The sequence below is a fragment of the Streptomyces sp. HNM0574 genome, from assembly GCF_012726235.1.
Classification (GTDB): Bacteria; Actinomycetota; Actinomycetes; order Streptomycetales; family Streptomycetaceae; genus Streptomyces.
In genome coordinates this window covers 209097-227232 of sequence record NZ_JAASAH010000009.1, presented here as the reverse complement: position 1 = coordinate 227232, position 18136 = coordinate 209097, and the positions used below count along the sequence as shown (strand labels likewise).

18 protein-coding genes are annotated in these 18136 nt (G+C 73.3%); 13 read left to right on the top strand and 5 right to left on the bottom strand.

Annotation, left to right across the window (positions count from 1 at the left end):
• Nucleotides 1–15: 15 nt before the first annotated feature.
• The 3 genes from HCC30_RS17660 to HCC30_RS17650 are packed head-to-tail and all read left to right on the top strand — an operon-like array spanning nucleotide 16 to nucleotide 2947.
• Entirely contained in the window at nucleotides 16–996 is a 981-nt protein-coding gene (locus tag HCC30_RS17660; RefSeq protein WP_169443530.1) for a segregation/condensation protein A, read from the top strand.
• Entirely contained in the window at nucleotides 993–1736 is a 744-nt protein-coding gene (scpB, locus tag HCC30_RS17655) for an SMC-Scp complex subunit ScpB (RefSeq protein WP_169443529.1), read from the top strand. The genes HCC30_RS17660 and scpB overlap by 4 nt, the downstream gene beginning before the upstream one ends.
• Nucleotides 1736–2947, top strand: a complete 1212-nt coding sequence (locus tag HCC30_RS17650) for a pseudouridine synthase (RefSeq protein ID WP_169443528.1) — start codon at nucleotides 1736–1738, stop codon at nucleotides 2945–2947. The genes scpB and HCC30_RS17650 overlap by 1 nt, the downstream gene beginning before the upstream one ends.
• Nucleotides 2948–2977: 30 nt before the next feature.
• Here HCC30_RS17650 and HCC30_RS17645 read toward each other — a convergent pair whose 3' ends face one another.
• Entirely contained in the window at nucleotides 2978–3298 is a 321-nt protein-coding gene (locus HCC30_RS17645) for a DUF952 domain-containing protein (protein ID WP_169443527.1), read from the bottom strand.
• 119 nt (nucleotides 3299–3417) lie between these two features.
• On the opposite strand from HCC30_RS17645, the gene aroH reads away from it, so the two are divergent.
• The 5 genes from aroH (at nucleotide 3418) to der (ending at nucleotide 8051) form a co-directional block, all read left to right on the top strand.
• A complete protein-coding gene (gene aroH / locus HCC30_RS17640; protein ID WP_169443526.1) occupies nucleotides 3418–3807 on the top strand; it encodes a chorismate mutase in 390 nt (129 codons plus the stop codon).
• Nucleotides 3808–3864: 57 nt separating this feature from the next.
• Nucleotides 3865–4953 carry a prephenate dehydrogenase gene (locus HCC30_RS17635; RefSeq protein ID WP_169443525.1) on the top strand — a complete coding sequence of 363 codons (1089 nt, stop codon included), beginning with the start codon at nucleotides 3865–3867 and terminating at the stop codon, nucleotides 4951–4953.
• 124 nt (nucleotides 4954–5077) lie between these two features.
• Entirely contained in the window at nucleotides 5078–5785 is a 708-nt protein-coding gene (gene cmk / locus HCC30_RS17630; protein WP_169443524.1) for a (d)CMP kinase, read from the top strand.
• Nucleotides 5782–6447, top strand: coding sequence for a lysophospholipid acyltransferase family protein (locus HCC30_RS17625; RefSeq protein ID WP_169443523.1), 666 nt, complete (start codon nucleotides 5782–5784; stop codon nucleotides 6445–6447). The genes cmk and HCC30_RS17625 overlap by 4 nt, the downstream gene beginning before the upstream one ends.
• A 128-nt stretch (nucleotides 6448–6575) precedes the next feature.
• On the top strand, nucleotides 6576–8051 hold the full coding sequence (der, locus tag HCC30_RS17620; RefSeq protein ID WP_169443522.1) for a ribosome biogenesis GTPase Der: 1476 nt from the start codon (nucleotides 6576–6578) through the stop codon (nucleotides 8049–8051).
• Nucleotides 8052–8144: 93 nt separating this feature from the next.
• On the opposite strand, the gene HCC30_RS17615 is transcribed toward der, so the two are convergent.
• Both HCC30_RS17615 and HCC30_RS17610 read right to left on the bottom strand, forming a co-directional pair.
• Nucleotides 8145–8477, bottom strand: a complete 333-nt coding sequence (locus HCC30_RS17615) for a hypothetical protein (protein WP_169443572.1) — start codon at nucleotides 8475–8477, stop codon at nucleotides 8145–8147.
• Nucleotides 8478–8700: 223 nt separating this feature from the next.
• Nucleotides 8701–9522 carry a hypothetical protein gene (locus HCC30_RS17610; protein ID WP_169443521.1) on the bottom strand — a complete coding sequence of 274 codons (822 nt, stop codon included), beginning with the start codon at nucleotides 9520–9522 and terminating at the stop codon, nucleotides 8701–8703.
• Between the two features lie 294 nt (nucleotides 9523–9816).
• Between HCC30_RS17610 and HCC30_RS17605 the strand changes: the two genes are divergently transcribed.
• From HCC30_RS17605 to HCC30_RS17595, 3 genes are all read left to right on the top strand, one after another.
• Entirely contained in the window at nucleotides 9817–11061 is a 1245-nt protein-coding gene (locus HCC30_RS17605; RefSeq protein ID WP_169443520.1) for a glycosyltransferase family 4 protein, read from the top strand.
• A complete protein-coding gene (locus HCC30_RS17600; RefSeq protein ID WP_240979666.1) occupies nucleotides 11058–12179 on the top strand; it encodes a hypothetical protein in 1122 nt (373 codons plus the stop codon). The genes HCC30_RS17605 and HCC30_RS17600 overlap by 4 nt, the downstream gene beginning before the upstream one ends.
• Nucleotides 12180–12728: 549 nt before the next feature.
• Entirely contained in the window at nucleotides 12729–12953 is a 225-nt protein-coding gene (locus tag HCC30_RS17595; RefSeq protein ID WP_169443519.1) for a hypothetical protein, read from the top strand.
• 107 nt (nucleotides 12954–13060) lie between these two features.
• Here HCC30_RS17595 and HCC30_RS17590 read toward each other — a convergent pair whose 3' ends face one another.
• Nucleotides 13061–14143, bottom strand: a complete 1083-nt coding sequence (locus HCC30_RS17590; RefSeq protein ID WP_169443518.1) for a phosphatase PAP2 family protein — start codon at nucleotides 14141–14143, stop codon at nucleotides 13061–13063.
• A gap of 541 nt (nucleotides 14144–14684) precedes the next feature.
• Here HCC30_RS17590 and HCC30_RS17585 point away from each other — a divergent pair.
• The gene (locus HCC30_RS17585; RefSeq protein ID WP_169443517.1) at nucleotides 14685–16268 is read left to right on the top strand and encodes an MFS transporter; all 1584 of its coding nucleotides are present in this window, start codon (nucleotides 14685–14687) and stop codon (nucleotides 16266–16268) included.
• 94 nt (nucleotides 16269–16362) lie between these two features.
• Entirely contained in the window at nucleotides 16363–17544 is a 1182-nt protein-coding gene (locus tag HCC30_RS17580) for an acyl-CoA dehydrogenase family protein (RefSeq protein ID WP_169443516.1), read from the top strand.
• Nucleotides 17545–17559: 15 nt separating this feature from the next.
• Here the strand turns inward: HCC30_RS17580 and sepF are convergent, their stop codons facing one another.
• Nucleotides 17560–18006 carry a cell division protein SepF gene (gene sepF, locus HCC30_RS17575; RefSeq protein ID WP_169443515.1) on the bottom strand — a complete coding sequence of 149 codons (447 nt, stop codon included), beginning with the start codon at nucleotides 18004–18006 and terminating at the stop codon, nucleotides 17560–17562.
• Between the last annotated feature and the right edge of the window lie 130 nt (nucleotides 18007–18136).

Here is an 18136-nt window from a genome sequence, read left to right as displayed (position 1 = left end):
GTACGCTGCCCCGCGATGACCACTCCTGACGACCACGCAGTGCTGCCTCCGGCCCGCTCCGGCCGCCGTCCCCTGGGACGGGGCCCGGAGCCGGAGCCGGAGGCCGGCACGGCGACGCACCGGGAGGCGGCTCAGCCCTCACCGGAACCGGAACCGGAACCCGAGCCCGAGGCCGAGGCCGACGACGGCCGGTTCACCGTCCGGCTGGACAACTTCGAGGGGCCCTTCGATCTGCTCCTCCAGCTCATCTCCAAGCACAAGCTGGACGTCACCGAGGTCGCCCTTTCCCGGGTCACCGACGAGTTCATGGCGCACATCCGCGCCATGGGCAGCGACTGGGACCTCGACCAGACCACGGAGTTCCTCGTCGTCGCCGCCACGCTGCTGGACCTGAAGGCCGCGCGGCTGCTGCCCGCGGCCGAGGTGGAGGACGAGGCCGACCTGGCCCTGCTGGAGGCCCGGGACCTGCTCTTCGCGCGGCTGCTCCAGTACCGCGCGTACAAGGAGATCGCGGGGATCTTCGAGGAGCGGTTCGCGGACGAGGCGCGGAGGTTCCCCCGTACCGTCGGGCTGGAGCCGCACCAGGCGGAGCTGCTGCCCGACGTCGTGATCAGCATCGGGCCGGAACGGTTCGCCGAGATCGCGGCGAAGGCGATGCGGCCGAAGCCGAAGCGCGAGGTGTACGTCGAGCACATCCACGCGCCGCTGGTCAGCGTCCGGGAGCAGGCCGAGGTGGTGGTGGCGCGGCTGCGGGAGCTGGGCGTCGCCTGCTTCCAGCAGCTGGCCGAGGACGCCCCGGACACGCTCACGGTCGTCGCCCGCTTCCTGGCCCTGCTGGAGCTCTACCGGGAGCGGGCCGTGGACCTGGAGCAGGAGGAGGCACTGGGCTCGCTGACCGTCCGCTGGAGCGGCGGCACGGAGACGGAGCCGGTCGTCACCGACGAGTTCGACGAGCCGCGGGACGAGAACAGCAACGGCGAGCAGGAGCAGTCATGACCGAGCGGACGCACGAGGACCAGGACGAGCGGACGGCCCCGGCCCCGATCCCGTCCCAGCCCACCGAGACCGCCGAGCCCACCGGCACCGCGCCGGAGGAGGCCGCCCGGCCCGGGGAGACGCCCGGCGCCTCCGGCGTCGCCGCGCTCCCGGTGAAGCCCGCGCTGGAGGCCGTGCTGATGGTCGTCGACGAGCCCGCCACCGAGGAGCACCTGGCCCGGGTGCTGGGGCGCGAGCGGCGCGAGATCTCGGACGCGCTGCGCGAGCTCTGCGAGGAATACGCCCGCCAGGGGCGGGGGTTCGAGCTGCGGCTGGTCGCGGGCGGCTGGCGGTTCTACACCCGTCCCGAGTACGCGGACGCGGTGGAGAGCTTCGTCCTCGACGGCCAGCAGGCCCGTCTCACCCAGGCCGCGCTGGAGACCCTCGCCGTCGTCGCGTACCGTCAGCCGGTCAGCCGTTCACGGGTCTCCGCCGTGCGCGGCGTGAACTGTGACGGCGTGATGCGCACCCTTCTCCAGCGGGGTCTGGTGGAGGAGGCGGGCGCCGAACCCGAGACAGGTGCGATCCTGTACAGGACGACGCATTACTTTCTGGAGCGGATGGGCCTGCGCGGCCTGGACGAGCTCCCGGAGTTGGCGCCCTTCCTGCCGGAGGCGGAAGCGGTCGAGGGGGACTCCCAGGAAGGCGTGCCGTCGTTCGACGTAGACGACAGCGGCGACCACTCCCAGACGGAACATTGATGCGAAGCAGCGGCAGGAACACCGGCAGCAACCGAGACGACCGGGGCGCGGGCAGGAAACGCGACGACCGGCAGAAGCGCGAGGGCCGCCCCCGTCCGGAGGAGCGCCGCTACGACCAGGGCGGGAAGCCGGGCGGTCAGGGCGGGAGCGGGAAGGCGGCTCCCGGCGGCCGCGGCGCGGCGAAGGCCGGGCCGAAGGCGGGCGGCGCGAAGGGCAGCCGTCCGGCGGCCCCGTCCGGCGCGAAGCCCGGGCAGCGCTCCGGTGCCAAGCCGGGCGCCAAGCCCGGTGCGAAGGCGCCGAAGACGGGTGCCCGGAGCCAGAGCGGCACGAACGTCACGCGCAACGTCACCAAGAGCGGCGCCCCGAAGGCCCGTACGCGCCGGGCCTCGGCCCCCGCGCGGCCGCGCGAGTACGAGGCGAAGGTCGAGGAGCGGAACCGGGCACGGCACAGCGGCCCGAAGATCCAGCTGCCCAAGACCTTCGGCGAGGTCGACGGCGAGCGCTTGCAGAAGGTCCTGGCCCGGGCCGGCATGGGCTCGCGCCGCGCCTGCGAGGACCTGATCGAGCAGGCCAGGGTCGAGGTGAACGGCGAGATCGTGCTGGAGCAGGGCGTCCGCGTCGACCCGGCGAAGGACGAGATCAAGGTCGACGGCCTGACGATCGCGACCCAGTCGTACCTGTTCTTCGCGCTCAACAAGCCCGCCGGCGTGGTCGCTTCGATGGAGGACCCGGACGGGCGCCAGTGCCTGGGCGACTACGTGCAGAACCGCGAGACGCGGCTGTTCCACGTCGGCCGGCTGGACACCGAGACCGAGGGCCTGATCCTGCTCACCAACCACGGCGAGCTGGCGCACCGCCTGACCCACCCCCGGTACGGCGTGAAGAAGACCTACCTCGCCGCGATCCAGGGCCCGCTCCCGCGCGACCTGGGCAAGCGGCTCAAGGACGGCATCCGGCTGGACGACGGGTACGCCCGTGCCGACCACTTCCGGGTCGTGGAGAACACCGGCAAGAACTACCTCGTCGAGGTCTCGCTGCACGAGGGCCGCAAGCACATCGTGCGGCGGATGCTCGCCGAGGCGGGCTTCCCGGTGGAGAAGCTGGTGCGCACCAGGTTCGGCCCGATCGCGCTGGGCGACCAGAAGTCGGGCTGGCTGCGCCGCATGACGAACACCGAGGTCGGCATGCTCATGGGCGAGGTCGGTCTCTGACCGTCCCCTCCCCGCTCGCCGCCGCTCGTCTCAGGACCAGACGGCGTGCGAGCGGGGGCGGCCCTCGGCGTCCCGCTCGATCTCCAGCATGCCGGTGACGGCGGTGCGGTTGATCCGGCCGTAGACGTGCGGCTCGGGCTCCCAGCGGACGCGGGCGTCCAGCCGGTGCTCGTCGATCAGCAGCGTCATCAGCGGTCCGGTGACGTCGGTGAAGTCGCGGCCGGCGATCTCCAGGGCCCGTGCCTCGTCGGAGCAGCAGCGGATGCAGCCGTCCCGCGCGAGGGCCGGCGGCGCGAAGGGGCGCTCGGGGCCCGCCAGCCAGTCGTCGAGCGCTACCACGTGGAAGATCATGCCTCGGTTGTACCGTCTCACTGGGCGGGCTTCGGGTACATCCGCGCAGGTACGCCGCATACGCTGGGCCCGCACGCGGAGGGGCCGCGGGGCGGGGACCAGTGGGGAGCCGGGAGACATTGACTGAGGGGCCGGAACAGCGGGTGCGGGCGGTACGGGCCGTGCGGGGCGCCGTCCAGCTGGAGCGGGACGAGGCGGAGCACATGCGCGAGCAGGTCTCCGAGCTGATGACGGCGGTGCTGGAGCGGAACGGGCTGACCTCGGAGGACCTGATCAGCGTCTGGTTCACGGCCACCCCTGATCTGCACAGCGACTTCCCGGCCGCCGCTGCCCGTAAGCTCGGAATCGTGGACGTTCCGCTGATCTGCGCCCAGGAGCTGGACATCGAGGGGGCCATGCCCCGCGTCGTCCGGGTCCTCGCGCACGTCGAGTCCGACCGTCCCAAGTCCGGTATCCAGCACGTGTATCTCGGCGCGGCCGGGGCGCTCCGCAAGGACATCGCCCAGTAGCGGCCGGCACACCCGTCCACCCGCACATCCGCCACACCCCAAGGACGCGCCCAGCTCATGCGTACCGCCCTCGTCATCGGCACGGGTCTCATCGGCACCTCGGCCGCGCTCGCGCTCACCGCGCGCGGCGTGCGGGTGCACCTGCGCGACCACGACCCGGAGCAGGCCCGTACGGCCGCCGCGCTCGGCGCGGGGACGACCCAGGAGCCGGCGGAGCCCGTCGACCTGGCGGTCGTGGCCGTGCCGCCCGCGCACATCGCCTCCGTCGTCACCGCCGTCCAGCGCGCGGGGGAGGCACGCGGCTGCATCGACGTCGGCAGCGTGAAGGGCGGCGCCAGGGCCGCGGTCCGCGAGGGCGGCGGTGACCTCGCCGGGTACCTCGGCACGCACCCGATGTCCGGCCGGGAGCAGAGCGGCCCGCTGGCCGCGACCCCCGAACTCTTCGAGGGCAGGCCGTGGGTGCTGACGCCGACGGCCGAGACGCACACCGAAGTCCTCAACCTCGCCCTGGAGCTGATCGCGCTCTGCGGCGCCGTGCCCGTGATGATGGACGCCGACGCGCACGACCGTGCCGTGGCGCTCGTCTCCCACACCCCGCAGCTGGTCTCCAGCATGGTCGCGGCCCGGCTGGAGGACGCGGACGAGACGGCGGTACGGCTGTGCGGCCAGGGCATCAGGGACGTGACGCGGATCGCGGCCTCCGACCCCGCGATGTGGGTGGAGATCCTCTCCGCGAACCCGGGCCCCGTCGCCGACGTCCTCACCGAGGTCGCCGGGGACCTGGAGGAGACGGTGCGGGCGCTGCGCGCGCTGGAGTCCGAGGGTGCGGGCCGGAAGGAGACCGGGGTGAAGGGCATCGAGGCGGTGCTGCGCCGGGGCAACGCGGGCCGCGCCCGCGTCCCGGGCAAGCACGGCCAGGCGCCCGCCGCGTACGCGACCCTCGCGGTGCTCATCGGCGACCGCCCGGGCGAGCTGGCGCGGATCTTCGCGGACGCCGGTTCGGCCGGGGTCAACATCGAGGACGTGCGGATCGAGCACGCCACCGGGCAGCAGGCCGGGCACGTGCAGCTGATGGTCGACCCGGGCGCCCTGGCCTCGCTGGAGAAGGTGCTCCGCGAGCGCGGCTGGACGATGCGCCAGCAGTGAGGCGGCCCTGCCCTCGCGGGGGCGGGGGCCGGGCGTGAAGGGTTGTCCCGGGCAGCCGGTAGCCTGGTGCGGGGCCACCTGGCCCGATGAACGTGCCCGTGTTTCGAGAAAGGTCACCCACACCGTGTCTGCAGTGATTGTCGCCATCGACGGCCCCTCCGGCACGGGCAAGTCCAGCACCTCCAAGGCCGTCGCCGCCCAGCTGGGGCTGAGCTACCTCGACACCGGTGCCCAGTACCGGGCGATCACCTGGTGGATGCTGAACAACGGCGTGCCCGTGGACGACGCGGCAGCGGTCGCGGCCGCCGCCGAGCGTCCCGTCATCACCTCGGGCACGGACCCGCAGGCCCCCACGATCTCCGCCGACGGCGAGGACGCCTCGGGTCCCATCCGGACCCAGGAGGTCACCTCGTCCGTCAGCGCCGTGAGCGCCGTCCCCGAGGTGCGTACCCGGATCACGCAGCTGCAGCGGGACATCGCCGCCGCCGCGCCGCGCGGCATCGTCGTCGAGGGCCGGGACATCGGCACCACCGTGCTGCCCGACGCCGACCTCAAGATCTTCCTCACCGCCTCGCCCGAGGTCCGCGCCGCGCGGCGCAGCGGTGAGCTCAAGGGCAAGGACGCGGCGGACCTGGCGACCACCCGCGAGGCCCTGATCAAGCGGGACGCGGCCGACTCCGGCCGCAAGACCTCCCCGCTGAAGCAGGCCGAGGACGCGGTGGAGGTCGACACCTCCGAGCTCTCGCTGGAGCAGGTCATCGAGTGCGTCGTCACGCTCGTCGAGAAGGCGGCGGCCCAGAAGCCCGAGGCCGCGGAGCAGGCGGCGCAGTGACCGACACCGCTTCCGTGCCGAGCGCGCGGGGCGCCGCGACGGGGCGCAGGATCGGCATCGGCCTGATGTACGGCCTGTGGAAGCCGCGGGTGCTGGGCGCCTGGCGGGTTCCGGCAAGCGGGCCGGTCATCCTCGCGGTCAACCACACGCACAACATCGACGGCCCGATGCTGATGGGCACGGCGCCGCGCCCCGTGCACTTCCTGATCAAGAAGGAGGCCTTCGTCGGCCCGCTCGACCCGTTCCTGCGGGGCATCGGGCAGCTGAAGGTCGACCGGGAGGCCACCGACCGGGCCGCGGTCACGGACGCGCTGGGCGTCCTGCGCCGCGGGGGAGTCCTCGGGATATTCCCCGAGGGCAGCCGCGGCGAGGGCGACTTCGCCTCGCTCCGCTCGGGCCTCGCGTACTTCGCCGTCCGCTCGGGTGCCCCGGTCGTGCCCGTCGCCGTACTCGGCAGCGGGGAGCGGCACAGCCGCGTGGTGCGCGGGCTGCCGCCGCTCCGCGGCCGGGTCGACGTCGTCTTCGGGGACCCGTTCGAGGCGGGCGACGGCAGCGGCCGGCGTACGCGTTCGGCGATGGACGCGGCGACGGTACGCATCCAGCAGCGGCTGACCGAGCACCTCGGGCAGGCGCGGATACTCACGGGGCGCCCGGCGTCCTGACGGCCCCGGCCGTCACCACAGCACAGCACAGCAGCGAGCCGCGCGTCCGCACCCGCGGCGGCGGCAGCAGACCACCTGACACCGATCTACCCAGATCGACTCGCACAGATCGACGAGGACGAGACGTCATGAACGACCAGCACCATTCCGGCGGCGAGGAGCACGAGCACGGTGAGCTCGGCGACGCCGAGTTCGCGGAGTTCATGGAGCTCGCCGCCGAAGAGGGCTTCGACATCGAGGAGGTCGAGGGCGCGCTCGGCGAGGCCGGGCACGGCCCGCTGCCGGTCCTCGCGGTCGTCGGCCGGCCGAACGTCGGCAAGTCGACTCTGGTGAACCGCGTCCTCGGCCGCCGCGAGGCCGTCGTCGAGGACCGCCCCGGGGTCACCCGGGACCGTGTGACGTACGAGGCCGAGTGGGCGGGCCGGCGCTTCAAGGTCGTCGACACCGGCGGCTGGGAGCAGGACGTCCTGGGCATCGACGCCTCGGTCGCCGCGCAGGCCGAGTTCGCGGTGGAGGCGGCGGACGCCGTGGTCTTCGTCGTGGACGCGCAGGTCGGCGCCACGGACACGGACGAGGCCGTGGTCAAGATGCTGCGCCGCGCGGGCAAGCCGGTGGTGCTGTGTGCCAACAAGGTCGACGGCCCCTCGGCCGAGGCGGAGGCCGCGTACCTGTGGTCGCTCGGGCTCGGTGAGCCGCACCCGGTCTCGGCGCTGCACGGCCGCGGCACCGGCGATCTGCTCGACGTCGTGCTGGAGGCGCTGCCCGAGGCCCCGGAGCAGACCTTCGGCGGGATCGTCGGCGGCCCGCGCCGCGTCGCGCTGCTCGGCCGTCCGAACGTCGGCAAGTCCTCGCTGCTGAACCAGGTCGCCGGCGAGGACCGGGTCGTGGTCAACGAGCAGGCGGGCACGACCCGTGACCCGGTGGACGAGCTGATCGAACTCGGCGGCAAGACCTGGAAGTTCGTCGACACGGCGGGCATCCGCAAGCGCGTCCACCTCCAGGAGGGCGCCGACTACTACGCCTCCCTGCGGACGGCGGCGGCGCTGGAGAAGGCCGAGGTCGCGATCGTCCTGATCGACGTGAGCGAGTCGATCAGCGTGCAGGACCAGCGCATCCTCACCATGGCCGTCGAGGCGGGCCGCGCCCTCGTCATCGCCTACAACAAGTGGGACACCCTCGACGAGGAGCGCCGCTTCTACCTGGAGCGGGAGATCGAGCGCGACCTGACGCAGGTGCGCTGGGCGCCGCGGGTGAACGTCTCGGCCCGTACGGGACGGCACATGGAGAAGCTGGTGCCCGCCGTCGAGAAGGCCCTGGAGGGCTGGGAGACGCGGGTGCCGACGGGCCGGCTCAACTCCTTCCTCGGGGAACTCGTCGCCTCCCACCCGCACCCGGTGCGCGGCGGCAAGCAGCCCCGCATCCTCTTCGGGACGCAGGCGGGCACGAAGCCGCCGCGGTTCGTCCTCTTCGCCTCCGGCTTCCTGGAGGCGGGCTACCGCCGCTTCGTCGAGCGCAGGCTGCGCGAGGAGTTCGGCTTCGAGGGCACCCCGATCCAGCTGTCGGTGCGGGTGCGCGAGAAGCGCGGCAAGAACAAGAAGAAGTGACCGGGGCGGTACGCCTCGCACGCTGACGGGCGGTGGCCCGGGGTCGGAACCCCGGGCCACCGCCCGTCACTTCGTGGCTACGGCTCTCCCGGATCAGAGCCCGTAGCCGTGGCCGTCGCGGCGGCCCGGCGGCAGCGCCGCCGGAGGCTGTCCGTCCCGCTGCCGGCCGCCGTTCTGCCAGCCGGTGCCGCCCCACCCCGGGGGCTGCCAACTCCCGCTCCAGCGTTCCCAGTTGCCCGAGCCGGTGCCGCGTACGGTGCCGAACCCCTCGAACTTCAGGTCCTCCTCGTCCGAGCGGTCGCCCGGCAGGGTGCGGAAGAGCCTGCTGTACTCGGCGTACAGCGAGTCGTAGATCGGGGTGTCCGAACCGGCGGCACGCGCCGGGCTTCCCGAGCCGCCGGAACGTACGTCGTACGCCGGGCGCATCCCGGGGATCTGGCTCTGGTTGAGGTGCGGATGACGGTCGCGGGGCGGTTCGTAGGGCTGCACGACTGTGCAACGACCAGGCCGCCCGGCGGATGCGGGGCCGGGCGGCTCATGACCTGATCGCGGGTGTGGTCCGTGATCGTGCGTACGAAATCTCCGTGACCGGTCGTACGGGGTGACCGGGCGTACGGCGCGGGGGAGTTCGCCGGCCGCCCGGTGTCCGTCAGGAGGTCCCGGCGAGCGGCATCGCGGCGGCGACCAGTACGCCGCGGGCGGCCGCGGCCTCCAGCGCGTCCCGCAGCAGGTCCTCGCGCGGCTGCTGGCCGATGGAGCCGGCGGGCGCCGCGTAGACGAACACCGTGCTGGACTTGCTCGCGGCCGTGCGCCAGTCGTCGGTCACGGCCAGCGCCTGGTGCGCCTGCCACCAGGCGACGGGCTGGGCGCTGCCGCTGCCGGGGGTGGGCGGCTGGAGGATGGCGTGCAGCTTGCCCATGGCGAGCAGCACCGACCAGCCGTGCAGCGGCCCCGGTTCCTCGGAGACGTCGGTGACGGGCAGGAAGCCCTGTTCGATGAGGAGCGGCAGGAAGTCGTCGCCCGGGCCTTCCGAACCGGGGCGCGCGATCGGGCCGGTGGGCTCGACGACGATCGCCGCGTGCAGCGTGTCCCCGAGCAGCACCTGGCCGCAGGTGACACCGAGCACGGCCTGACGGGGACCGGGGCGGGGCGCGTCGGCGGGCTGCGGACGGGCCGCCGGCGCGGGCTGTCCGCCGGGCGTGTCCGTGCCGGTGATGGTGCGCACCGCCCCCTGGGCCTGCTCCTCGGAGACCTTGACGACCTGTGAGGGGATGCAGGTGGCGTGGGCGAAGGCCAGCACGGCGGTCTCGTCGCCGATGAAGAGGACGGTGCTGGTGCGCTCCTGGCCGGTGTCACCCGGGGTGCGGCAGGAGGTGCAGTCGTAACTGCCCGGGGCGTTGTGCCCGGTGAGCAGGCGTTCGGCTTCTTCGTCACCGATCTCGGCGCGTACGGCGTCGCTGACATCGAGCATGGGGGACACGGGAGGCTCCTGGCGTTCGGTTCTTGTCCACTGGGACAACGGAGTTGCTGTGTCCCTGGTCACGCGTGCGGGGGAGCCAACTCCTCGATCGGGCGTCCGCGCGCCGGTCCGGGCGCACCGGAACGCTCGGAACATCACGGGAGTTCCCGGTGAACGATCACGGTGTCGGAACTCTTCCGGAACAAGATGGTGATACTGCCCAACCCTCACACCCCCATCCCGGTCTACAGGGGTGACAGGCGGACAGTAAGGGCTGACCGCGACGAATCGTGGGACTCGGGGCACATGCACATCTCGTTTCTGATCAACAGCGGTTACGGAATCGGCGGGACGATCCGGACGACGTACAACCTCGCCAGGAGCCTCGCGGAGCGCCACGAGGTCGAGGTGGTCTCGGTCTTCCGGCACCGGGAGAGACCCTTCTTCGACCCGGGGCCCGGCGTACGACTACGCGCCCTGGTCGACCTGCGCGGCCCGGACAAGGAGCACCCCGAACACGCCCTCCCCGCCCGGGTGTTCCCGCGCGGCGACAACAAGTGGGGGAACTACAGCGCGCTCACGGACCGCCGGATCGGCGAGTTCCTCTCCACCACGCGCGCGGACGTCGTCATCGGCACCCGCCCCGGACTCAACGCGCACATCGCCCGCCAGACCAGGAACGGCCCGCTCCGCGTCGGCCAGGAGCACCTCACGCTCTCCACGCACTCGCCGCAGCTGAAGCGGATGCTGCGGGACACCTATCCGCGGCTCGACGCCGTCACCACCGTCACCGAGGCCGACGCGCGGGACTACCGGCGGATGCTGCGGCTGCCCGGCGTCCGCATCGAGGCGCTGCCCAACAGCGTGCCGGAGCCGGAGGTCGGGCCCGCCGACGGGCGGGGCAAGTGGGTTGTCGCCGCCGGGCGGCTGGCCCCGGCCAAGCGGTACGACCTGCTGATACGGGCCTTCGCGAAGGTCGCGGCCGAGCGCCCGGACTGGGGGCTGCGGATCTACGGCAGCGGACGCGAGCACGCGAAGCTGCGTGCCCTCGTCGACGAACTCGGCCTGTACAACCACGTGTTCCTGATGGGGCCTGCGCATCCCATCGAGGCCGAGTGGGCCAAGGGCTCCGTCGCCGCGGTGACGTCGAGCCTGGAGTCCTTCGGCATGACCATCGTCGAGGCGATGCGCTGCGGACTGCCCGTCGTCGCCACCGACTGCCCGCACGGCCCCGGCGAGATCATCCGCTCCGGCACCGACGGACTGCTGGTGCCCTCCGGCGACGTGGACGGCGTGGCCGGCGCGCTGCTCGGGCTGATCAACGACGACGCGCGGCGGGCCGCCATGGGCCAGGCCGCGCTGGTGGCCGCGTCCCGCTTCGACCCCGCGCACGTCGGCGCCCGGTACGAGTCGCTGCTGACCGAGCTCGTCACCAAGGGCGGCGGCAGGCTGCACCGGATGCGGGGCGTGCTGCTCGGCGGCGCCTACGCGGCCAAGGACGCGCTGAGCGGCATCGGCGGCCACGCGCTGCCGCAGGGAGGAAGAGCATGACGCTGCCGACAGAACGGAGCACCCCGAGAGTGCGTTTCACCGCCCGCGCCACCCCGCGCGCCTGCGCCACCGCCGCGCCCGCCCCCGTGCGCGGCGGCGACGGGACCCCGCACGCCTCGCTGCCCGCGCCCGCGTTCCCCGCCGCGCCGGTCCCGCCCGCCACCGGGACGTCCGCCGCGGAAGCCTCCGGCGCCGACGGCGCCACGGCCGAACGGCCGCGCGCCGACTGCACGGCCGACAGCGCGGGCGGGCTCACCTTCGACGTCCGGCTCCCGTACGGCGACCCGGCCCGCCAGGACGCGGCGCTGCTGCTGCGGCGCCGGGGCGCGGCCGAGGGCGCGAGCGGGACGGTCCGGCTGCCGCTCGCCCCGGTCGGCCCGCAGGGTCCGCTGCGGGCCGCGCTGCCGAGCATCATGACGCTCCCCGAGGGACGTTGGGACGCCTACCTCGTCACCGACGGCCCGGACGGCAGCGGCGAGTCCGAGCCGCAGCGCCTGCTGCCGGGGCTGCACGACCTGCGCTCGCTCGTCGACCGCACCCCGCGCTCGGGCCGCACCTGGCTCGGCGTCCGCATCCCGTACGCCACCCGCTACGGCAACCTCACGGTGCGGGCCTGGCTGCGCTGGCCGCACGCCGAGGCGGGCGAACTGCGCGTCACGGACAGCGGGTTGACGCTGCGCGGGCGGCTGTACGGCGCCGGGCTCGGCCCGTCGGCGCGGCTGGAGGCGTGGGCCCGCGGCGCCGCGGAGCAGCCGCCCGTGGTGGTGGCCGCGCCCGCGGACGACGGCGGCCGGGGAACGCCGGGCGGCGACGGCTCGGCCGGCGCGGCCTTCGCCGCCGAGCTGCCGTACGCCGGGCTCGTCGGGCACGAGGTGTGGGACCTGTGGCTGCGCCCCGACGAGACGGCGGCGCCTGTCCGTATCGCCCGCATTCTCGACGACGTGGCGGACAAGAAGCGGATATTCACCTATCCGCAGCTGAACGTTCCCGGCGACTCGGGACAAGCCGGAGAAGGGTGCTCTGTGCGCCCCTATTACACGCTCGACAACGACCTCTCCCTCCGCGTCCGCCGCACCGAATCCGAGGGGAGCCGGGAGGGTACGGCGGAGCGGCCGTAGGCCCGCGGGGCGCCGTACGCGTCCCGGGGCGTGTGCGGAGTATGTGGACGGGAGGTGTCTGTGTGGTGGGCCCACAGTCCCTCCCCGCACCCGAAGCCATACTGAGGGGAGCCGCGCGCGGTGGGGTCCGAGGCCGGTCCGGCCCGTCCCCGGCGGCTCCCCGAGTCGTTCCGTGCCGTGGTTCGCGGCGGCCGGCGGGTGGGACCGAGGGGGCGTGAAGGAGGGCTTCGGTTGTGCTCTTCTCACAAGATTTCGTTGTGTGCTAAAGGAGTGCGCCGCCGCCGGCGCGAGGGGGCGCGCACGCGGGCGGAAAACCGGAATTCCCCGGCCTCCTGAATTTCCCCGCAATCCGCCCGGAAGGAATTGTCCCCGGCTTTTTCCGGGAGGTCCGCGAGAGCCGCGCAAGGCGAATACCGGAAGCTTCCGCGGCACAAACGGGTGACCCGTCGAACGGGATACGGCGGCCGGGTTGTTGTGACACACATGTGACGCGGTGCGGATCGGGACCGGACTTCCGCACGGCACCGCGCACGCCGTACCGTGGCCGCCATGGCACCGGAATCCGCACCCCAGGACACCCCGCGCGACGAGCCCGAGAGCCCCGAGAGCTACGTCGGCCTGGACGCCGCCGCGGCCGAGCGCCGGGCGTACGACCACGGCTGGACGACCGTGCGGCGGCTGGCGCCCGACGCGATCGTCACCATGGAATTCCTCACCGGACGCCTCAACTTCACCGTCGAGGACGGCTCCGTCGTGCGCTGCTGGAAGGGCTGAACCCCGGGGCGGCGGGAGCCGCCCCGCACACGTACGCGGCCCCGGTCCCCTCCGTGGAGGGAACCGGGGCCGCGTACGTACGGGGTGAGCTGTGCGTACCGCCCCGCCTACCGCTCGCGGGGGCCCAGCGGTGCGGTGCGGGGCAGCGTGTGGTCCGCGTGCTGCGGACGCCGGGCGCCCTCGCCGCGCAGCGGCCCCTGGTGCGGGCCGCCGGCGGCCGGTCCGGCCGCGCGCAGTCTGGCGCCCATCCCGCCGGCGCCCGCCGGGGACGCCAGGGAACGGGAGGCGACGCCCGCGTGCTCGCCGGACTTGGACTCCTCCTGGGCCGCCTCCTGCGCCGCCGTCTCCTCGGCGGCCAGGCCCGCGGCCCGCGCGTGCAACGTGGACTCGGCGGGCACCGGCGGCGCGACGGGCGCGGAAGCGGGCCCGGGGACCAGGCCGGGGGCGCGTACGCCCGCCGCCCGCAGCCGCTCCCGGAACGCGAAGATCAGCGCCTCGGCGCGGGCGATGGCGGGCTCGCACCAGGGCAGGGCCAGCAGGATCAGCAGCCCGGCGGCCCAGCCGAGCAGCACGTCGCTGACCCAGTGGGTGCCGAGGTAGACGGTCGTCGCGCCGACGCCCAGCGCCGCGACGGCGCCGACGACGGACAGCACCCGCCGGGCGCGTGGCGTGGTGGCCAGGTAGGCGAGGATGCCCCAGGTCACGACGGCGTTGGCGGTGTGACCGGAAGGGAATATATCGCCGTCGGCGAAGAGCTCGGCCGAGCCGATGGAGGTCGCGTAGTGCGGCCCGAGCCGGCCGAGGCCGATCTTGACCGCGCCGACCGTGACGTTGAGCAGCAGCAGCGAGGTGCCCAGCACCAGCAGCGGGCGCAGCGTCCGCTGCCGCCAGGACCGCCAGCCCAGCCAGGCCATCACCAGCACCGCGGTGGGCCCGCGCTGCCCCAGGACGACGAAGTAGTCCAGCAGCGCGTGCACTTCCGGCCACTGCTTGTACGGCCGGAACAGCATCACCTGCCAGTCGAGCCGGACAAGGTCCGTCCCGGCGAGGACGGCCGCAACAATGACCGCGTAGAGCCCCGAAGTCGTGGCGAACAACATCTTGCGTGTTCGGCTCATCCGCGGGACATCGCGGCTGTTGGGTCGCTCAGGCTCTTGCTCGAGCCTGGCGAGGATTCGGTCGGTACGCACCCAATCGACGTTACAACGGGTGCGAGTGGCGACCGGACAGCTCCCCGTGTTCGTGATGACGATGTGATGTGGAGTGCGTCTCACCCGCCCCAATCCCCCGTGAATTCCCGCAGCTTATCCGACGTTTGACCGCCGTATTAGACGCGAGATTGCTCTCCCCCTCACGGGTGCCCGCACTGAATTGTTGTTCACCGCCGCTTAATCCGGAATTACGCGCGCCCTTCCCCGCGCGGGGAAGCCGCGGGGCCCGCGCCCGGCCCCGTCCCCGGTGACCCGTGGGTGACCCCGCGGTGTCCCCTCCGCCGGGCCGTACCGGACGGAACCCCTCCCACCTGCGGCGCGTTCCTCCCGGCGAAGGCGGCGTGTCGCGGTGCACAAGGTGAGACGCGCCACCCGGCGGTCCGGGGGACTCGCGTACGCTGACGCCACTCGTCCTTCCTCCGCACCGGGCCGCGCGGCGAGCCGGCAGGCGGCCGCTCCGCCTTCCACCGTCCGGTGCTCCCCACGCCCGGAAGGAACGAGGGCAAGAGGAGGTTCATACATGCCCGGGACGACCACGGCCGGGGGCCGGAAGGCGTCGGGCGTTCCCGCACAGGCCGGAGGCGGGCGCCCCGTACCCGTCGGGGGCGCGAACCGCTGGGCCGTGCTCGTCGTTCTCTGCGCCAGCCTGCTGATCGTCGCCGTGGACGCCACGGTGCTGCACGTCGCGGTGCCGGCCGTCTCCGAGGACCTGCGCCCCGGCGCCGTCGAACTGCTCTGGATCGTCGACGCCTACCCGCTCGTCACCGCCTCCCTGCTGATCCTCTTCGGCACCCTCGGGGACCGGATCGGCAGACGGCGCGTGCTGCTGTTCGGGTACGCGCTGTTCGCCGTCGCCTCCGCGCTCGCCGCCTACGCGCACACCCCCGGCGTGCTGATCGGGGCCCGCGCGCTGCTCGGCGTCGGCGGGGCCATGGTCATGCCGGCCACGCTCTCGATCCTCCGGCACGTCTTCCCCGACCGGCGCGAACGCGCCCTCGCCGTCGGGATCTGGAGCGCCGTCGCGGCCGTGGGGGCCGCCGTCGGACCGCTCGTCGGCGGGGCGCTGCTGGAGCACTTCTGGTGGGGCTCCGTCTTCCTGGTCAACATCCCGCTGATGGCGGCCGGACTCCTCGTCGGACGCTGGCTGCTGCCCGAGTCCTACAGCGAGGCGGACGGCCCGTGGGACCTGGTGGGCGCGCTGATGGCGGTGCTCGGCCTGTTCGGGGTGATCCTCGGCATCAAGCAGATCGGCACCGGCGACCTCGCACCGGGCCCGACGGCCGCGCTCCTCCTGGGCGCCGTCCTCCTCGCCCTGTTCGTGCGCAGACAGCGCCGCCGCCGCTACCCCCTCATCGACTTCCGGACCGTCGCCAGGCCCGCCTTCGGCACGGCCGTCGGCTGCATCGTGCTGACGGTGCTGGCCCTGGTCGGGCTGGCGCTGCTCGCCGCGCAGTACCTCCAGCTCGTCCTCGGGCTCTCCCCGCTGGAGACGGGGCTGCGGCTGCTGCCGCTCTCCGTCGCCGCGATCGTCGCCGGACTGCTCGGCTCGCGGATGCTCCAGTGGCTCGGGCCCCGGACGATGGTCGCGCTCGGCTTCGTGCTCACCGCCGTCGCCGTGCTCTGCCTCACCGGGGTCGGCCAGCACGACCGCCCCGAGCTGCTGATCGGCTCGTTCGTGCTGCTCGGGTTCGGCCTGGAGACCACGCTGTTCGGCTGTTACGAGTCGATGCTGAGCGAGGCGCCCTCCGGCCAGTCCGGGGGCGCGGCGGCCGTCGGCGAGACGGCGTACCAGCTCGGCGCCGGCGTCGGCATCGCGCTGCTCGGCAGCGTGATGAACGCGGCGTACGCGCCCGGCGTGCGGGACGTCAAAGGGGTACCGGCCAAGGCCGGGAGCGACGCCGGGCACTCGCTGGGCGAGGCGTACAGCGTCTCCGAGGGCCTCGGCGGCTCCGCCGGGCACGCGCTCCGGGAGGCCGCACGCGACGCCTTCGTGCACGGCCTGCACGTGACCCTCGCGGTCAGCGCGGCCCTGCTGCTCCTCGGCGCCCTCGCCGCCCTGCGCCTGCCCCGCACGATGACGACGGACTCCGGCGAGGCGGACTGACGGCGGGAGCGGGGCCCGGCGGCCTCTTGTGGAGGTCCGCGGGCCGGTCGTAGCGTCGCTCCGAGCCGATTCGATCTTCCCTGCCGGAGGCACCATGAGTTCGCTGCCCGCGTTCGCCGTCGAGGACCCGCTGGGGATCGACGACCTGCTGAGCGACGAGGACCGGGCCGTACGCGGCACCGTCCGCGACTGGGCAGCCGACCGCGTCCTCCCGCACGTCGCCGAGTGGTACGAGAGCGGCGAACTCCCCGGCATCCGCGAACTCGCCCGCGAACTGGGCTCCATCGGGGCGCTCGGCATGTCCCTGCAGGGCTACGGCTGCGCGGGCGCCAGCGCCGTGCAGTACGGGCTGGCCTGCCTGGAGCTGGAGGCCGCCGACTCCGGCATCCGCTCCCTGGTGTCGGTGCAGGGCTCGCTTGCGATGTACGCGATCCACCGGTTCGGCAGCGAGGAGCAGAAGCAGCGCTGGCTGCCCGCGATGGCGGCGGGCGAGGCCATCGGCTGCTTCGGCCTGACCGAGCCCGACCACGGCTCCGACCCCGCGGGCATGCGCACCCACGCCAAGCGCGACGGGGGCGACTGGGTGCTGACCGGCCGCAAGATGTGGATCACCAACGGCTCGGTCGCCGACGTCGCCGTCGTCTGGGCCCGCACCGACGAGGGCATCCGCGGCTTCGTCGTCCCCACCGACAGCCCGGGCTTCTCCGCGCCCGAGATCAAGCACAAGCTGTCCCTGCGCGCCTCCGTCACCAGCGAGCTGGTGCTGGACGAGGTGCGGCTGCCGGCGGACGCGGTGCTGCCCGAGGTCACCGGCCTGCGCGGCCCGCTGTCCTGCCTGAGCCACGCGCGCTACGGCATCGTCTGGGGCGCGATGGGCGCCGCCCGTGCCTGCTTCGACGCGGCGCTGGAATACGCCACGTCCCGTGAGCAGTTCGGCAAGCCGATCGCCGGATTCCAGATCACCCAGGCGAAGTTCGCCGACATGGCGGTGGAGCTGCACAAGGGCGTCCTGCTGGCGCACCACCTGGGGCGGCGGATGGACGCCGGACGGCTCCGTCCCGAGCAGGTGAGCTTCGGCAAGCTCAACAACGTGCGGGAGGCGATCGAGATCTGCCGCACCGCGCGGACGGTGATGGGAGCCAACGGCATCTCGCTGGAGTACCCCGTGATGCGGCACGCGACGAACCTGGAGTCCGTGCTCACCTACGAGGGCACCGTCGAGATGCATCAGCTGGTGCTCGGCAAGGCGCTCACCGGCATCGACGCGTTCCGGTGAGCGGCCCCGCCGGGCTCAGCTCTGGTTGAAGAAACCACCCTCGGAGGTGCGGCGTTCCTCACCGCTGACGATCTTGTAGTCGGCGGGGGACAGCAGGAAGACCCGCGTCGCCACGCGCTCGATCGAACCCCGCAGGCCGAAGGTGAGCCCGGCGGCGAAGTCGACGACGCGCTTGGCGTCGGCGGGCTCCATCGTCGTGAGATTCATGATGACCGGGATGCCGTCCCGGAAGAGCTCGCCGATGCCCCGGGCGTCCCGGAAGCCGTCGGGTGTGACTGTCGCGATCCGCGTTCCCTGGTCCTGGGCGGTCTCCGCCGTCACCCGGACCCGCGGGTCGGTCACCCACGACTCCTGGGCGGCGTCACCGGGTTCCGGCCCCTCTGCGTAATCGTCGTCGTAGTAACGCATCTCGCTGTCGTCGACGAGGCCCAGCCAGGCACTCGCCTTGCGCACCGATCCCATGGACGCCTCCTCTCCTCTACGCGCGGTTTCCTCTACCGTCCGCCCCTCTATGGTCGTCCATGATGCTGAGGATGCGCCAAGCGGATACCCGCTCGACTCGTGATTCGTGACGGTACTGGTGCAGAACAGG

Bases quoted from the DNA above. Each gene is read 5' to 3' on its own strand.
- HCC30_RS17660 (WP_169443530.1), top strand. From the start codon at position 16: ATGACCACTCCTGACGACCACGCAGTGCTGCCTCCGGCCCGCTCCGGC.
- scpB (WP_169443529.1), top strand. From the start codon at position 993: ATGACCGAGCGGACGCACGAGGACCAGGACGAGCGGACGGCCCCGGCC.
- HCC30_RS17650 (WP_169443528.1), top strand. From the start codon at position 1,736: ATGCGAAGCAGCGGCAGGAACACCGGCAGCAACCGAGACGACCGGGGC.
- HCC30_RS17645 (WP_169443527.1), bottom strand. From the start codon at position 3,298: ATGATCTTCCACGTGGTAGCGCTCGACGACTGGCTGGCGGGCCCCGAG.
- HCC30_RS17635 (WP_169443525.1), top strand. From the start codon at position 3,865: ATGCGTACCGCCCTCGTCATCGGCACGGGTCTCATCGGCACCTCGGCC.
- der (WP_169443522.1), top strand. From the start codon at position 6,576: ATGAACGACCAGCACCATTCCGGCGGCGAGGAGCACGAGCACGGTGAG.
- HCC30_RS17615 (WP_169443572.1), bottom strand. From the start codon at position 8,477: ATGCGCCCGGCGTACGACGTACGTTCCGGCGGCTCGGGAAGCCCGGCG.
- HCC30_RS17610 (WP_169443521.1), bottom strand. From the start codon at position 9,522: ATGCTCGATGTCAGCGACGCCGTACGCGCCGAGATCGGTGACGAAGAA.
- HCC30_RS17605 (WP_169443520.1), top strand. From the start codon at position 9,817: ATGCACATCTCGTTTCTGATCAACAGCGGTTACGGAATCGGCGGGACG.
- HCC30_RS17600 (WP_240979666.1), top strand. From the start codon at position 11,058: ATGACGCTGCCGACAGAACGGAGCACCCCGAGAGTGCGTTTCACCGCC.
- HCC30_RS17595 (WP_169443519.1), top strand. From the start codon at position 12,729: ATGGCACCGGAATCCGCACCCCAGGACACCCCGCGCGACGAGCCCGAG.
- HCC30_RS17585 (WP_169443517.1), top strand. From the start codon at position 14,685: ATGCCCGGGACGACCACGGCCGGGGGCCGGAAGGCGTCGGGCGTTCCC.
- HCC30_RS17580 (WP_169443516.1), top strand. From the start codon at position 16,363: ATGAGTTCGCTGCCCGCGTTCGCCGTCGAGGACCCGCTGGGGATCGAC.
- sepF (WP_169443515.1), bottom strand. From the start codon at position 18,006: ATGGGATCGGTGCGCAAGGCGAGTGCCTGGCTGGGCCTCGTCGACGAC.